The organism is Streptomyces narbonensis (genome assembly GCF_014649015.1).
GTDB lineage: Bacteria > Actinomycetota > Actinomycetes > Streptomycetales > Streptomycetaceae > Streptomyces > Streptomyces narbonensis.
The window spans coordinates 54,593-66,600 of record NZ_BMSF01000019.1; the positions used below are offsets into that span (position 1 = coordinate 54,593).

Sequence of the window (12,008 nt, forward strand, 5' to 3'; positions counted from 1 at the left end):
CGGTCGTTCCCAGACTCCTCGCCCCCTCGCACGCTTCCCGAGGCTAGTGCCGGCCCCGGACCCGTACAAGATCGTCCGGAGGGTACGTGTCCCGGTGCACCGGCCACGGGACGCGGCTCTCCCGTCACGAGGTGCGGCGGTGCTGGGCGCGCCCGCGTCCCCGGAGGCGTACGGCCAGGTACGCGGCCACGGCCACGAGCGCCAGCACCAGCACGGCCTTGGACAGCACACCGACGTACCCCTCGACCAGGTCCCAGCGGTCCCCGAGCCAGTAACCGGCCATCACGAGCACGCTGTTCCAGACGAGGCTGCCGACCGTCGTGAGCAGGAGGAAGACGGGCAGCCGCATCCGCTCGACACCCGCCGGCACGGAGATCAGACTGCGGAAGATCGGCACCATCCGCCCCAGGAGGACCGCCTTGGTGCCGTGCCGCGCGAACCACGCCTCGGTGCGCTCCAGATCGGAGACCTTCACCAGGGGCAGTCGCGCCCAGAGCGCGTGCATGCGCCGCCGCCCGAACAGCGCGCCGATCCAGTAGAGGGCCACGGCCCCGACCACCGAGCCCAGGGTCGTCCAGAAGAGAGCCGAGGCCAGGCTGATCACGCCCTGCCCCGCGGCGAAGCCGGTCAGGGGCAGGATCACCTCGCTCGGCAGCGGCGGGAAGAGGTTCTCCAGCGCGATGGCGAGCCCCGCGCCGGGCCCGCCCATCGTCTCGACGAGCCCGGCGGCCCACCCGGCGACACCGTCGGCGGGTTCCTGGGCGGCCTGGGCGAGCAGCAGCTGACGGGTGAGCGCCATGACGAGGTCTCCAAGTGGCGAGGAAGGGACCGGGGTGATCTCCCCGGTATGTCTCCACGCTAGAAATCCCAGCTCAGCCGCGGTATGGGGCTTCCCGCCCACCTCCCTGCGGAAAACCGCAGTTCCCGTCCCTGCCCGTCCCTCCCCTTACAGCGGTCGGAACGGTCCGTCGAGCGCCGCCCACTGGAGCAGCATGATGGTCTTGGCGTCGGCGATCCGGCCGTCGCGGACCATGGCGAGCGCCTCGGAGAAGGGGAGCTCCACGGTCGTGATGTCCTCGCCCTCGGCGGCGATCCCCCCGCCCCCGCCGGCGAAGTCCGCCGACTCGTACGGGGCGGCGAAGAAGTGCAGCCGCTCGGTGACCGAGCCGGGGCTCATGTAGACGTCGAAGACGTGCTCGGCGGTCCCGATGGTGTGCCCGGTCTCCTCGGCGGCCTCGCGCCGGATCGCCTCCTCGGGGCTCTCGTCGTCGAGGAGGCCCGCGGCGGTTTCGAGGAGCATGCCGTCGGGGTGCCCGTTGACGTAGGCGGGGAGGCGGAACTGACGGGTCAGCAGCACCGTACGGCGTGCGGTGTTGTGGAGGAGGACGGTCGCGCCGTCGCCGCGGTCATGGGTCTCGCGCTCCTCGCGGCTCCAGTGCCCGTCGCTGTGCCGGTAGTCGAAGGTGGTCTTGCGCAGGACGAACCAGTCGCAGGAGAGCACCTCGACGTCCCGGATCCGTACGCGCGGGTTGCCGGTCAGGTCGCGGCCCTGCTGGTCGAGGCCGGTGCGGCCGCGGCGGTCGGGGGTGTCGATGCCGGCAGTCATCGCGCGGCGGCCGGGTCGACAGTGGGGGAGAGGGGCGGGGCGAGGGCCGGGACGGCGGCGAGGGACCCGTAGACGCCGAGGCCCTGCTCGCGGGCCCGGGCGACCATCATGTCCGCTCCCTCCGAGGGCCCGCCGATCCGCAGGACCGCGTCGCAGCGGGAGAGCAGGCGCTCGGCGACAGGGTGGAAGACCTCCTGGAAGAGCGCGTCACCGGGGCGGGCGCCGCCGGCCGCCTCCAGGAGCGGGAGGGCGAGGGCCTCGCCGGTGACGGGCAGGTGCCCGGCGCGGAAGAGGGCGAGGGCGGTCTCGTTCATGGCCCGGACGTTCGCTTCGAGCTTGTGGGGGTCGTCGCCGGTGCCGGAGCGGTACGGGCCGGCGACGAGGATCATCAGCGGGCGGGGAACGGTGGTCACGAGCGATCACTCCTCGGTACGAAGGGCGAAGGGCGAAGGGCGAAGGGCGAAGGGCGAAGGGCGAGGGACGCGGGACGCGGGACGCGTGCGGATACCGGTACGGGCGCGGCCGGCGGCGGAGCCGACGAGTGGCGATGGCGGAGCCGACGAGGGCGACGGCGGTTTCAGGCCAGCTGTACGTCGACACCCGCGTCCCGCAGCGCGTCCAGCGTCTGGGGCCCGCCCGGGTGCGTGGCGGGGTCCTCGGCGGCCCGGTCGGTGACGAAGTGGTGGGCCGCGCCGAGCGAGGCGACCCGGCTGAACGCCCGTACGCCGAGCTTGGTGGCGTCGGCCACCGCGACCGTGCGGCCGGCCCGGGCGAGTCCGACCTGCTTGACGGCCGCGTCGTCCAGCGAGAACTCCGACCAGCCGTGCTCGGCGTGGATCCCGCCGATGGACATCAGAAAGCAGTCGAAGGCCAGCGACTCCAGCGTGCGCAGCGCGAGCGGGCCGACGAGGGAGCGCTCGCCGGGACGGGATCGCCCGCCGACGACCAGGAGGTCGATCCCGGGCTTGTCGGCCAGGACCACCGCCGCCTGGATGCTGAGCACGGCGACCGTCAGCGGACCCCGGGCCGCCAGGTGCTCGGCCACGTGCACGGTCGTGGTCCCCGCGTCCAGGAGGACCCGCGACCCCGGCTCCACCAGCGCGGCCGCAGCCGCACCCAGACGGTCCTTCGTCGCGGCCTGCCACGGCTCGCGCGCCGAGAAGCCGGCCTGTTCGTCCCGTACGCGGGTGGCGACGGCGCCGCCGTGCACGCGCCGCACGAGTCCCTGACGCTCCAGCGCGTCGAGATCCCTGCGCACGGTCATCTCCGATACGCCCAGTCGATGGGAGAGCTCCGACACGGAAACCCGGTCGGAGCCCTGCACCAATCGCAGGGTCAGGTCCAGACGATTGGCGACACCCATGACTCATTTCTATCACGGCGATGTTCGAATGAACTGTCTCATGTGAGGTAGAGGGGGGGCGGTGTCAGTGGCCCCTGCGAGGATGCGGGCATGGAGCCTTCTGGTGTGGTCGAGGCGTTGTGGGATCGGATCCAGGCGCGGGACTGGTCGGGCGTCGCCGACCTGGTTGCCGAGGATGCCGTGGTCGAGTGGCCGGTGAGCGGGGAGCGCATCGTCGGCAGCAGAAACTTCGTCGCGGTGAACAGCGAATACCCGGAGGGCTGGTCGATCCGGGTGCTGCGGGTCGTGGCGGAGGGCGACGAGGTGGTCTCCGAGGTGGAGGTGCCCCACGACGATCTCGGTACGTTCCGCGCGGCCTCGTTCTGGACCGTCCGGCAGGGTCGGATCGTGCGCGGCCGGGAGTACTGGACCAGCCCGGGAGCCGATCCGCGCCCCGAGTGGCGGGCCGGTCTGGTCGAACCCATGTGAGGTGCGGCCGTCGCCTGCCCGGCAGAGGCTGAAGGCCGCAGCGCGTGGCGAGGGCCTCGTGGGTGGACGGCCGGGATCCGTGGTGCGGCTGAGCCAGGAGTGACACGGGCGCTCGCACGCGCTCCGGACGCCGAACCCGGGCCTGACATCTCCTGGGAGCACCTACCCTTGAGCCATGACCAGCAGCAGCGACCGGAGTCCCGCAGTGAGCGTTGACGAATCCAAGACCTACGAGATTCGCACCTACGGGTGCCAGATGAACGTGCACGACTCCGAGCGGCTCTCCGGTCTGCTGGAAGAAGCGGGTTACGTCAAGGCCCCCAAGGGCTCCGACGGGGACGCCGACGTCGTCGTCTTCAACACCTGCGCCGTCCGCGAGAACGCCGACAACAAGCTGTACGGCAACCTCGGCCGGCTCGCCCCGATGAAGACCACGCGTCCCGGCATGCAGATCGCCGTCGGCGGCTGCCTCGCCCAGAAGGACCGCGACACCATCGTCAAGAAGGCCCCCTGGGTCGACGTGGTCTTCGGTACGCACAACATCGGCAAGCTGCCGGTGCTCCTGGAGCGCGCCCGCATCCAGGAGGAGGCGCAGATCGAGATCGCCGAGTCGCTGGAGGCCTTCCCCTCCACGCTGCCGACCCGGCGTGAGTCCGCCTACGCCGCCTGGGTCTCGATCTCCGTCGGCTGCAACAACACCTGCACCTTCTGTATCGTCCCCGCGCTGCGCGGCAAGGAAGAGGACCGCCGCCCCGGCGACATCCTCGCCGAGGTCGAGGCGCTGGTCGCCGAGGGCGTCTCCGAGATCACCCTGCTCGGCCAGAACGTCAACGCGTACGGCTCGGACCTGGGCGACCGCGAGGCCTTCTCCAAGCTGCTGCGCGCCTGCGGCCAGATCGAGGGCCTGGAGCGGGTCCGCTTCACCTCCCCGCACCCCCGCGACTTCACCGACGACGTGATCGCGGCGATGGCCGAGACGCCGAACGTGATGCCGCAGCTGCACATGCCGATGCAGTCCGGCTCGGACTCGATCCTGCGGGCGATGCGGCGCTCGTACCGGCAGGAGCGTTTCCTCGGGATCATCGAGAAGGTCCGCGCGGCCATTCCGCACGCCGCCATCTCCACCGACATCATCGTGGGCTTCCCCGGCGAGACCGAGGAGGACTTCGAGCAGACGATGCACGCGGTCCGCGAGGCCCGCTTCGCGAACGCCTTCACCTTCCAGTACTCCAAGCGCCCCGGCACCCCGGCCGCCGAGATGGACGGCCAGATCCCCAAGGACGTCGTGCAGGAGCGCTACATGCGCCTCGTCGCGCTCCAGGAGGAGATCTCCTGGGAGGAGAACAAGAAGCAGGTCGGCCGCACGCTGGAGATCATGGTCGCCGAGGGCGAGGGCCGCAAGGACGGCGCCACGCACCGCCTCTCGGGCCGCGCCCCCGACAACCGGCTCGTCCACTTCACCAAGCCGGAGCAGGATGTCCGCCCCGGCGACGTCGTGACCGTCGAGATCACCTACGCCGCCCCGCACCACCTGCTCGCCGAGGGCCCGACGACGTCGGTACGCCGTACCCGCGCGGGCGACGCCTGGGAGAAGCGCAACGCGGAGGCCGCCGCGAAGCCGGCGGGCGTGCTGCTCGGCCTCCCGAAGATCGGCGTCCCGGAACCCCTCCCGACCGCCGACGCCCCGGCCTGCGGAAGCCACTGATCCGCGGAAGCCACTGAGCCGCGGAAGCCACTGAGCCGCGGAAGCCACTGATCCGAGGGGGCCGGTGACGCAAGCGAGCCGCTGCGCCGCAAGCGAGCCGCTGCGCCGCAAGCGAGCCGCTGCGCCGCAGCCCTTCCGGCCTGCGGCGCCGACGCCTGGCCGAGGGGTGCCGACGCGGCGGCGCAGTAGGGTGCGGATCATGCTTGTCGCCGCAGCCGTCTGCCCCTGTCCGCCGCTCCTCGTCCCCGAGGTCGCGACCGGCGCCGCCCCCGAACTGGACGCCGCGCGCACCGCCTGCGCCGACGCCGTCGGACTGCTCGCCGCCTCGCGCCCCGACCGGCTGTACGTCGTCGGCCCCGCCGGGGCCGGCGCCACCGGTACGTTCCCGGCCGGTTCGACGGGCTCCTTCGCCGGCTTCGGGGTCGACCTCTCCGTACGCCTCGGCGTCGGCCGCGCCGCCGACCGCCCCCTGCCCGTGAGCCTCGCCGTAGGCGCCTGGCTGCTCGGCCGCGCCGACGCGCCCGTCGAGGGCCGGGGCGTGGACGAGCGGGAGGCGGCGGAGGCCTGTGCCGCGACCGGCCGTGAGCTCGCCGCGTCCGCCGACCGGGTCGCCCTCCTCGTCATGGGTGACGGCAGCGCGTGCCGGACCGTGAAGGCCCCCGGCTACCTGGACGAGCGGGCGGCCGGCTTCGACGCCGGGGCGGCCCGCGCGCTGGGCGCGGCCGACGTGGCCGCACTGCTCACGCTGGACGAGGAGCTCGCGTACGAGCTGAAGGCCGCCGGCCGCGCGCCTTGGCAGGTCCTGGCGGGCGCTGCCGAGAACGCGGGGCTCGAAGGCCGTCTCCTCCACGAGGACGCCCCCTACGGCGTGGAGTACATCGTCGCCGCCTGGTCCTGACGGACCGCGAGGCCCCACAGGACGCAGGAACGGCGGACGGCCGCGGAGCGCGATGCTCCGCGGCCGTCCGCCGTGCGGAGGGGACTGCGTCGTGCGGGTGACGCCGGCCGTCAGGCGGTCGGCGGCGGGGTCGCGCCGCCGCTCCCGGGCGTGCCGTCGTCCTTGTGACCGATCCGGTCCACCACATGCTTGGCCTTGCCCGTACCGGATTGGATCTTGTCGCTGTACTTGCCCTTGGTCTTCTCGTCGACCAGCTTCGCGGCCTTGTCGAGACCGTTGTCGATCTTGCCCCCGTGCTGCTGCGCGAGGTCGGCCACCTTGTCCTTGGCCGGGGCGAGCTTGGCCTTCAGCGAATCCAGGAGACCCATGGGGCACCTTCCCTCCGCGGACCCTCGGGGGATCCGTGTTCCGTGTCCTGCCCCCAGGACCCCGGGGGCCTACTTGCGGGCGCCTTCGCCTGCCTCGTTGTCCGCGGCGGCCTCGGCCGACTGCTGCTTCGGGATCTCCACGATCTCGGAGACCACCGCTCCGGCCGCCCGCTCGTCCCTGTCGACGCCTTCCGTGGCATCCGCGTCGGCCGAACCGTCCACCGAGTCCGCCGTCCCGGCTTCCGGAGCCTCCGCGGCCTCGGTCGCGATCACGATGACGTCATCGACTTCGGCCGAGACATCAGCACCGACACCGATACCGACACCGGCATCAACATCGCCACCAACATCGGCACGAGAATCAGCAGCGACACAAGCATCGACATCGACATCGGCCGCGACCTCGGCATCGGCTCCGGCCACGGCGTCCGTCTCGGTCGTGTCGGCGGCGTCGGCGGTCGGCGTCGCGACGGCCCCGGTCTCCTCCGACGAGGCCTCGACCACATCCTTCTTCTTACGGCGAAACACTGCAAAAACGCCCATATTCACTCCATAGCGTACTCGGATGGGAGGGGCTCGGCGGTGATCGACGGCCGGAACCTCGCAACAGGCAACGAAGCCGGAGAGGGCTCGTCACGTAGCTCATTCGGGGACGGGCCGGGAGGTTTGCGAGACTGGTGCGGTGAGAAGTGCAGCTCCCGCCCCGCGGGTCATCGCCGTCGTCGGTCCCACTGCAGCCGGAAAGTCCGATCTGGGGGTATTTCTGGCTCAACAGCTCGGCGGAGAGGTCGTCAACGCCGACTCGATGCAGCTCTACCGGGGGATGGACATCGGGACCGCCAAACTGACGATGGAGGAACGGGACGGCGTCCCGCACCACCTCCTCGACATCTGGGACGTGACCGAGGCCGCCAGCGTCGCCGAGTACCAGCGTCTGGCCCGCGCCGAGATCGACCGGCTCCTCGCCGAGGGTCGCACCCCGATCCTCGTCGGAGGTTCCGGCCTGTACGTACGGGGGGCGGTCGACGCCCTGGAGTTCCCCGGCACCGACCCCGCCGTCCGGGCCAGGCTGGAGGCCGAGCTGGAGGAACGCGGCTCGGGCGTGCTGCACGCCCGGCTCGCCGAGGCCGACCCCGAGGCGGCCCGCGCGATCCTGCCCAGCAACGGTCGCCGCATCGTCCGCGCGCTCGAGGTCATCGAGATCACGGGCAAGCCCTTCACCGCCAACCTGCCCGGGCACGACTCCGTCTACGACACCGTGCAGATCGGCGTCGACGTGGCCCGCCCCGAGCTCGACGAGCGCATCGCCCTGCGCGTGGACCGGATGTGGGAGGCCGGCCTCGTCGACGAGGTGCGCGCCCTGGAGGCGCGGGGCCTGCGCGAGGGCCGTACCGCCGCCCGCGCCCTCGGCTACCAGCAGGTGCTCGCGGCGCTCGCCGGGGAGTGCACCGAGGACGAGGCGCGCGCCGAGACCGTGCGCGCCACCAAGCGCTTCGCGCGCCGTCAGGACTCCTGGTTCCGCCGTGACCCGCGCGTCCACTGGCTCAGTGGAGCCGCCGATCACCGCGGGGAACTCCCGCGGGAGGCGCTGTCGTTGGTCGAACGAGCGGTTACAGCCTGATCACGTGATGGCATCGGGACGCCCTGCCCGTCAGTTCGGCGGTCAGGAGCGTGCCATCATCGAGCATCGATCGACCAAGTGGAGTCCGAGTGGGGAGGGCGCGTGGCGATGGAGGCCGGCCCTCGCGACAGAGAACAGCAGGACGCGGTCCTGGGCGACCCGACGGGCACAGCCGCGGTCGGGGCCCCGGGCCTGACACCGGACGGTCCTGACGACGCGGAAGGCACCGCCGTCGAGGTGGACGCCGACGAGGTCGAGGTCGAACTCAGACCGCAGCGGCGTCTGCGGATCTGGCAGCTCGCCCCGATCGTCGCTCTCGCGGCCGTCGGCTCCCTGATGTTCGCGTTCCCGCTCGCCTTCGGCTCGGGTGACGGCGGCGCCGTCCTCGCCATGCTCGGTCTGCTCATCAGCTCCTGCGCGGCCGGCTGGGGCATGATGGCCGCCCGCAAGGTCGGCTACACCTGGCCCGGGCTCCCGCAGCGCGGCTCGGGCGAGCGCCCCGACTGGCGCGTCCTCGCCCTCTACCTGGCGACGATCACCGTCCTGGTCGCCCTGGCCGTCTGGCGCGTCGCCCGCCTCCGCTGACCCGTCCGGAGACTCCCGTCGACCTCCCGCACCCTTCGTGCGTGGACGCCCGCGCGGCCTGTCGGACCCGCCCCGTACAGTTGATCTCGTGACCAGCACGCAGACCTCGCCGCTCCCCTTCCTCAAGGGCCACGGCACCGAGAACGACTTCGTGATCGTCCCCGACGCGGACAACGCCATCGAGCTGAGCCCCGCCTCCGTCGCGCGGCTCTGCGACCGGCGGGCCGGCATCGGCGGGGACGGGCTGCTGCACGTCGTGCGCAGCGCCGCCCACCCCGAGTCGCGGCACCTGGCCGACGAGGCCGAGTGGTTCATGGACTACCGGAACGCCGACGGATCCGTCGCCGAGATGTGCGGGAACGGAGTCCGGGTCTTCGCCCGCTACCTCCAGCACGCCGGGCACGTCACCGCGGGCGAGGTCGCCGTCGCCACCCGCGGCGGCATCAAGCGCGTCCACCTCGACAAGGACGGCTCCGTCACCGTCTCCATGGGCCGCGCGGTCCTGTCCGAGGCCGGAGTCACCGTCACCGTCGACGGCCGTAGCTGGCCCGCGCGGAACGTGAACATGGGCAATCCGCACGCGGTCGCCTTCGTCGAGGACCTCGGCCACGCGGGCAACCTCTTCACCGAGCCGCCCTACGAGCCCGCCGCGGTCTACCCGGACGGGGTCAACATCGAGTTCGTCGCCGACCGCGGCCCCCGGCACGTCGCCATGCGGGTCCACGAGCGCGGCGCCGCCGAGACCCGCTCCTGCGGTACGGGAGCGTGCGCCGTCGCCGTCGCCACGGCCCGCCGTGACGGCGCCGACCCCGCCGCGAGCGGCACCCCCGTCACGTACACCGTCGACGTCCTCGGCGGGACCCTCGTCATCACCGAGCACCCCGACGGCGAGATCGAGATGACCGGACCCGCCGTCATCGTCGCCGAGGGCACGATCGAGCCGGCATGGCTGTCGCCGCCCACCGGAATCCAGGAAATCGAAACAGTCAACGACTGATTTGTCGCTCGAATGGGTGATCCGATTCACGCTGAGCGAGAGCGTGACTGCGCCACGTGGTGGGGTCGGTAGCATCAAGCACCGGCCCCCAGGGCTCGCCTGGCCCGCCCACCGCCGGTCGACGTTGCCGGAGGTGCCCCATGAGCGCAGAGGCCACCAACCCTGTGAGCGCGGCCGACGCCGCCGTCACCGACCCGACCGTCCGCAGACGCGGACGCGCCCGCATCGACCTGCGCCGCCTCGGCCGCGCCGCGCTGCTGGGCGCCACCGCGGGACCGGCCCCCCGTGACCGGCTGCCCGATGCCATCAGCCATGTCGCCGAGGCACACCGGGCCCACCACCCCGAGGCCGACCTGGCGGTGCTGCGCCGGGCCTACGTCCTCGCCGAGTCCTCGCACCGCGGACAGTTCCGCAAGAGCGGCGAGCCGTACATCACGCACCCGCTCGCGGTCACCCTCATCCTCGCCGAACTCGGCGCGGAGACCACCACCCTGACCGCCTCCCTCCTCCACGACACCGTCGAGGACACCGAGGTGACGCTCGACCAGGTGCGCCAGGAGTTCGGCGACGAGGTCGCGTACCTCGTCGACGGCGTCACCAAGGTCGAGAAGATCGACTACGGCGCCGCCGCCGAGCCCGAGACCTTCCGCAAGATGCTCGTCGCCACCGGCAACGACGTCCGCGTCATGTCGATCAAACTCGCCGACCGCCTCCACAACATGCGGACCCTCGGAGTGATGCGCGCCGAGAAGCAGGCCAGGATCGCCAAGGTCACCCGGGACTTCCTCATCCCCCTCGCGGAACGGCTCGGGGTCCAGGCCCTCAAGACCGAGCTGGAGGACCTCGTCTTCGCGATCCTCCACCCCGAGGAGTACGAGAACACCCGCGCGCTCATCGCCGACAACTCCCACGCGGGGGACGCCCTCGACGCCGTCGCCGAACAGGTCGGCGCAATCCTGCGCGAAGCCGGCATCGGCGCCGAGGTCCTCGTCAGGCCCCGGCACTTCGTCTCCGTCCACCGCGTCCGCCTCAAGCGCGGTGAGCTGCGCGGCTGCGACTTCGGTCGGCTCCTCGTCCTCGTCGCCGAGGACGCCGACTGCTACGCGGTCCTCGGCGAGCTCCACACCTGCTTCACACCGGTGATCTCCGAGTTCAAGGACTTCATCGCGACCCCCAAGTTCAACCTGTACCAGTCGCTGCACACCGCGATCGCCGCTCCCGACGGGGCCGTGGCCGAGATCCTCATCAGGACCCACCGGATGCACACGGTCGCGGAGGCCGGAGTCGTCGCCCTCGGCAACCCGTACGCGGGCCAGGAACCGTACGCCGGCCCGACACCGCCCCCGGGGCGGCCCGCCCCCACGGCCGACCCCGTCCCGGCCCCCGAGCCGCAGCCCGAGGACGGCGAGCGCGTCGACCCCACCCGCCCCGGCTGGCTCTCCCGGCTCCTCGACTGGCAGCAGTCCGCCCCCGACCCCGACACCTTCTGGAGCTCCCTCCGCGCCCACCTTGCCGAGGACGACGAGATCACCGTCTTCAGCGCCGACGGCAGCTCCCCCGGCACGATCAGCCTGCCCGCCGGAGCGAGCTGCGTCGACGCCGCCTACGCCCAGCACGGCGAGGCCGCCCACGGCTGTCTCGGCGCGCGGGTCAACGGCCGCCTCGCCCCCCTGAGCACCGTCCTCGGCGACGGGGACACCGTCCAGCTGCTGCTCGCCCAGGACACCGTGTCCGGGCCCTCTCCCGAGTGGCTCGACCACGCCCGTACCGCCGCCGCGCGGATCGCGATCACCGGCTGGCTCCAGGCCCACCCCGAGGCCGCCGCCGCACCCGCCGACGCGGGCCCCCGGCCCCACGTCACCATGCCGGCCGACCGGCGCTCCGGCGCCGTGCTCCACGCCGACCTGGACGGCGAGCCGCCCGCCGCCGTCCGCCCCGCCGGCTGCTGCACGCCCGTACCTCCCGACGAGATCACCGGATTCCGTGTCCGCGGCGGCTCGGTCACCGTCCACCGGGCGGGCTGCGCGGCCGTCGAGACCATGCGCGGCGTCGGCCGCGAGCCCGTCACCGTCCGCTGGGGCGACACCGCCCAGTGCCGGGTCACCCTCGTCGCCGAGTCCTTCGGCCGGCCCCGCCTCCTCGCCGACCTCACCGAGGCGATCGCCACCGCCGGGGCGGCCGTCGTCGCCGCGACCGTCGAGCCGCCCAGCGAACAGCGGGTCCGCCACACGTACACCCTCCACCTCCCCGACGCGGCCGGTCTCCCCGCGCTGATGCGGGCCATGCGGGACGTGCCGGGCGTGTACGACGTGAACCGCGCCCGGCGGCGGGGGAGGGCGGAGCCGCGCGATTCCTGACGGGGCACGCCCGGGACGCGCCCCGCCCGTCCACCGACCC

13 protein-coding genes are annotated in these 12,008 nt (G+C 72.6%); 7 read left to right on the forward strand and 6 right to left on the reverse strand.

Going from position 1 to position 12,008, the window contains the following annotated elements; all coding sequences use genetic code 11:
* Nucleotides 1–124 precede the first annotated feature (124 nt).
* The 4 genes from IE124_RS29005 to IE124_RS29020 form a co-directional block, all read right to left on the reverse strand.
* On the reverse strand, nucleotides 125–799 hold the full coding sequence (locus IE124_RS29005) for a DedA family protein (RefSeq protein ID WP_189511968.1): 675 nt from the start codon (nucleotides 797–799) through the stop codon (nucleotides 125–127).
* Nucleotides 800–946: 147 nt separating this feature from the next.
* Complete coding sequence (locus IE124_RS29010) at nucleotides 947–1,606, reverse strand: NUDIX domain-containing protein (protein WP_189511970.1); 660 nt, start codon at nucleotides 1,604–1,606, stop codon at nucleotides 947–949.
* Nucleotides 1,603–1,995 carry a DUF4406 domain-containing protein gene (locus tag IE124_RS29015; protein WP_189512077.1) on the reverse strand — a complete coding sequence of 131 codons (393 nt, stop codon included), beginning with the start codon at nucleotides 1,993–1,995 and terminating at the stop codon, nucleotides 1,603–1,605. Before IE124_RS29015 ends, IE124_RS29010 begins: the two co-directional genes overlap by 4 nt.
* Nucleotides 1,996–2,183: 188 nt before the next feature.
* Nucleotides 2,184–2,969: a DeoR/GlpR family DNA-binding transcription regulator gene (locus IE124_RS29020; RefSeq protein ID WP_189511972.1), complete on the reverse strand. Its 786-nt coding sequence runs from the start codon at nucleotides 2,967–2,969 to the stop codon at nucleotides 2,184–2,186.
* 90 nt (nucleotides 2,970–3,059) lie between these two features.
* On the opposite strand from IE124_RS29020, the gene IE124_RS29025 reads away from it, so the two are divergent.
* The 3 genes from IE124_RS29025 (at nucleotide 3,060) to IE124_RS29035 (ending at nucleotide 6,040) form a co-directional block, all read left to right on the forward strand.
* The gene (locus IE124_RS29025) at nucleotides 3,060–3,437 is read left to right on the forward strand and encodes a nuclear transport factor 2 family protein (RefSeq protein WP_189511974.1); all 378 of its coding nucleotides are present in this window, start codon (nucleotides 3,060–3,062) and stop codon (nucleotides 3,435–3,437) included.
* 175 nt (nucleotides 3,438–3,612) lie between these two features.
* Nucleotides 3,613–5,142: a tRNA (N6-isopentenyl adenosine(37)-C2)-methylthiotransferase MiaB gene (miaB, locus tag IE124_RS29030; protein ID WP_189511976.1), complete on the forward strand. Its 1,530-nt coding sequence runs from the start codon at nucleotides 3,613–3,615 to the stop codon at nucleotides 5,140–5,142.
* A 199-nt stretch (nucleotides 5,143–5,341) separates the two neighbouring features.
* The gene (locus IE124_RS29035) at nucleotides 5,342–6,040 is read left to right on the forward strand and encodes a class III extradiol dioxygenase subunit B-like domain-containing protein (RefSeq protein ID WP_189511978.1); all 699 of its coding nucleotides are present in this window, start codon (nucleotides 5,342–5,344) and stop codon (nucleotides 6,038–6,040) included.
* 110 nt (nucleotides 6,041–6,150) lie between these two features.
* On the opposite strand, the gene IE124_RS29040 is transcribed toward IE124_RS29035, so the two are convergent.
* Together IE124_RS29040 and IE124_RS35110 are read right to left on the reverse strand one after the other, a co-directional pair.
* Nucleotides 6,151–6,408: an antitoxin gene (locus IE124_RS29040; protein ID WP_189511980.1), complete on the reverse strand. Its 258-nt coding sequence runs from the start codon at nucleotides 6,406–6,408 to the stop codon at nucleotides 6,151–6,153.
* 69 nt (nucleotides 6,409–6,477) lie between these two features.
* Nucleotides 6,478–6,951: a hypothetical protein gene (locus IE124_RS35110; protein ID WP_229832959.1), complete on the reverse strand. Its 474-nt coding sequence runs from the start codon at nucleotides 6,949–6,951 to the stop codon at nucleotides 6,478–6,480.
* A 139-nt stretch (nucleotides 6,952–7,090) separates the two neighbouring features.
* On the opposite strand from IE124_RS35110, the gene miaA reads away from it, so the two are divergent.
* From miaA to IE124_RS29065, 4 genes are all read left to right on the forward strand, one after another.
* A complete protein-coding gene (miaA, locus tag IE124_RS29050) occupies nucleotides 7,091–8,029 on the forward strand; it encodes a tRNA (adenosine(37)-N6)-dimethylallyltransferase MiaA (RefSeq protein ID WP_189511982.1) in 939 nt (312 codons plus the stop codon).
* Nucleotides 8,030–8,137: 108 nt separating this feature from the next.
* A complete protein-coding gene (locus IE124_RS29055) occupies nucleotides 8,138–8,614 on the forward strand; it encodes a hypothetical protein (RefSeq protein ID WP_189512080.1) in 477 nt (158 codons plus the stop codon).
* Between the two features lie 88 nt (nucleotides 8,615–8,702).
* A complete protein-coding gene (gene dapF, locus IE124_RS29060; protein WP_189511984.1) occupies nucleotides 8,703–9,611 on the forward strand; it encodes a diaminopimelate epimerase in 909 nt (302 codons plus the stop codon).
* Between the two features lie 140 nt (nucleotides 9,612–9,751).
* Nucleotides 9,752–11,968, forward strand: coding sequence for a RelA/SpoT family protein (locus tag IE124_RS29065; RefSeq protein WP_189511986.1), 2,217 nt, complete (start codon nucleotides 9,752–9,754; stop codon nucleotides 11,966–11,968).
* The last annotated feature ends 40 nt before the right edge of the window (nucleotides 11,969–12,008 follow it).

Excerpts from the sequence above, each read along its gene's own strand:
- IE124_RS29005 (WP_189511968.1), bottom strand. The coding sequence starts at position 799 with ATGGCGCTCACCCGTCAGCTGCTGCTCGCCCAGGCCGCCCAGGAACCC.
- IE124_RS29010 (WP_189511970.1), bottom strand. The coding sequence starts at position 1,606 with ATGACTGCCGGCATCGACACCCCCGACCGCCGCGGCCGCACCGGCCTC.
- IE124_RS29015 (WP_189512077.1), bottom strand. The coding sequence starts at position 1,995 with ATGATCCTCGTCGCCGGCCCGTACCGCTCCGGCACCGGCGACGACCCC.
- IE124_RS29020 (WP_189511972.1), bottom strand. The coding sequence starts at position 2,969 with ATGGGTGTCGCCAATCGTCTGGACCTGACCCTGCGATTGGTGCAGGGC.
- IE124_RS29025 (WP_189511974.1), top strand. The coding sequence starts at position 3,060 with ATGGAGCCTTCTGGTGTGGTCGAGGCGTTGTGGGATCGGATCCAGGCG.
- miaB (WP_189511976.1), top strand. The coding sequence starts at position 3,613 with ATGACCAGCAGCAGCGACCGGAGTCCCGCAGTGAGCGTTGACGAATCC.
- IE124_RS29035 (WP_189511978.1), top strand. The coding sequence starts at position 5,342 with ATGCTTGTCGCCGCAGCCGTCTGCCCCTGTCCGCCGCTCCTCGTCCCC.
- IE124_RS29040 (WP_189511980.1), bottom strand. The coding sequence starts at position 6,408 with ATGGGTCTCCTGGATTCGCTGAAGGCCAAGCTCGCCCCGGCCAAGGAC.
- IE124_RS35110 (WP_229832959.1), bottom strand. The coding sequence starts at position 6,951 with ATGGGCGTTTTTGCAGTGTTTCGCCGTAAGAAGAAGGATGTGGTCGAG.
- IE124_RS29055 (WP_189512080.1), top strand. The coding sequence starts at position 8,138 with ATGGAGGCCGGCCCTCGCGACAGAGAACAGCAGGACGCGGTCCTGGGC.
- IE124_RS29065 (WP_189511986.1), top strand. The coding sequence starts at position 9,752 with ATGAGCGCAGAGGCCACCAACCCTGTGAGCGCGGCCGACGCCGCCGTC.